This window comes from Bradyrhizobium sp., assembly GCF_049581145.1.
Taxonomy (GTDB): Bacteria; Pseudomonadota; Alphaproteobacteria; order Rhizobiales; family Xanthobacteraceae; genus Bradyrhizobium.
Map to the genome: position 1 here is coordinate 1 of NZ_JBAURI010000337.1, position 2,258 is coordinate 2,258.

2 pseudogenes are annotated in these 2,258 nt (G+C 66.2%); both read right to left on the bottom strand.

Annotated elements, in window-relative coordinates:
* Window positions 1-261: 261 nt before the first annotated feature.
* Window positions 262-900, bottom strand: a pseudogene (gene istB / locus WCB02_RS11080) (IS21-like element helper ATPase IstB); the annotation flags it as partial.
* A gap of 11 nt (window positions 901-911) precedes the next feature.
* A pseudogene (gene istA / locus WCB02_RS11085) lies at window positions 912-2,258 on the bottom strand (IS21 family transposase); the annotation flags it as partial.

The following is a 2,258-nucleotide window of genomic DNA, read 5'->3' on the forward strand; positions in this document are numbered from 1 at the left end:
GGTTGCACCACTGCACGCAACGGTAGCGGCGCACAGGCGAATTGGCAATATTTGAGACTCGAACACGTTTGGCGCCCAATGGTCATGTTTCATTGGGCGGAGCAACTTGCTGCGTTGCACAATTCCCTGGCGTTGGGTGGCTACCGGTTTCCGGAGTCCGGCGATGAGTTTAAAGAGCCAGCCAGCAGGGATCAGGCGGGGTCCAGTCCTCACATACGCAAGGAAATTACGATCGGCGCAAGTCTCGGGAGGCGTCTGCTGCGGGTCGCCGATCAGCGCGTGCCATTGATCGACCGGGAGCTGGCTGGTGACGATGGTGGCGCGGCGGCCGTAGCGGTCCTCGAGGATCTCCAGCAGGTCGTGGCGGGCGGCGGCGTCGAGCGGCTCGGGGCCCCAGTCATCGAGGATGAGCAGATCGACGCGGCCGAGGGCACGCAGCAGGCGGGAGTGGCGGCCGTCGCCGCGCGCCAAAGCGAGATCGGTGAACAGCCGCGGGACGCGCTGATAGAGCACCAAGCGATTGTCGCGGCAGGCCTTGTTGCCGAGCGCCGAGGCGAGCCAGCTCTTGCCGACGCCGGACGGCCCACAGATCAAAAGATTGGTGTGGTCGTCGATCCATTGGCCTTCGACCAGCATCGTCAGCAGAGCGCGGTCGAGGCCGCGCGGCGTGCGATAGTCGATGTCCTCGACGCAGGCCTGCTGACGCAGCTTGGCGTATTGCAGCCGCTTCGACAGTCGCTTGTCGCGTCGTAGCGAAGCTTCGCGTTCGAGCAGCAGCGCGAGCCATTCGGCATGGCCAAGGCTTGCGGCGTCGCCGCCGGCTTCGATGTCGGCGAAGGCCTTGGCAATGCCGTGCAGGCCGAGTTGATAGAGCTGATCGAGGGTCGGATGATTGAGCAACACGTGATCTCCTAGTTGTAGTAGCGCGGCCCGCGGATCTTGGGATGGAGGATCGGCGCGTCGTCCGCGGGACGCTTTTGCGAAGGACGCCGATCGAGATTGTTGGCGAGGATCGATTTGACCGAGCTATAAGTGCGCCGCCGATGTCGATCGCCCGCGTGGCGGCGGCATCGAGCCGCTCGCGTCCGTAAGATCGGACGAGCCGGAGGATGCCGAGGCAGGCGCGGAAGCCCTGCTCGGGATGTGCGCGTTCATCGAGGATCAGGTCGCACAGCGCGGCGGTCGCCGGCCCGATGGTGGCTGCATCCTTGCGGATGCGCTCGATGGTCCAACCGGCGTAGCGCCGATGACTGGAGGCCATGTGCTCCGGCACCGTGGTGTGCTTGTGGTTGCCGCTCATGCGCTGATGCGCGGCGATGCGCTCGCCCTTGTGGAATATCTCGACGGTGCGGGCGGTGAAGCGTACCTCGACCTCGGCGCGGACGAAGCGATGCGGGACGCTGTAGTAGTGCGCCGCGACCTCGACGTGATAATCGATGCTGACCCGGCAGATCCGCCACTCGGCGAACACGTAAGGGCTCTCCGGCAAGGCCTTCAGCGCCGGCCGGTCGATCTCCTCCAACAGCTTGCGGCGAGTGACGCCGAGCCGCCGGATCGGCCGCTCCTCATTGAGCCGGGTGAGCAACTCGGCGATCGCCGCATTGACCTCGGCGAGGCTGTGGAAGGTGCGATGGCGCAGCCGTCCGAGCAGCCAACGCTCGACCATCAGCACCGCCTGCTCGACCCCCGCCTTCGCGGGGGCAGGCTCTTCGCCTTGTCGCGTGGCCGTCGCGGCCTGGCCGGCAGAATGCCGGTGTCGTAATGCGCCGCCATGTCGGCGTTGCTGCGATTGATCTGCGGATCGTAGAGGCAGGCCTTGATCACCGCGACCTTGGTATTTTCCGGCACCAACAGCGCTGGCACGCCGCCGATCGCCTCGAAGGCGCCGACATGGCCGCTGATCCAGTCGGCGAGCCCCTGTGTCCAGGTCGCCTGCGCGTAGGTGAAGCTCGATGCGCCGAGCACTGCGACGAAGATCTGCGCGGCGCGCTGCTCGCCGGTGAGGCGGTCGATCACCACAGGCACGCCGTCGGCGGCATAATCGACGAACAGCTTGTGGCCGGCCGCGTGCGACTGGGGCATCGTCACCGACAGCCGGCCCTCCCAGGCGCGGTAGAGCTCGCAGAAGCGCGAATAGCGATACCCGCCGGGCTCGCCTGCGATGTACTCCTCCCACAGGATCGACAGCGTCACGTGCTTGCGCTTGAGCTCGCGGTGCACCAAAGCCCAATCCGGCTCGGCGAGACGCCGCTGGCCTT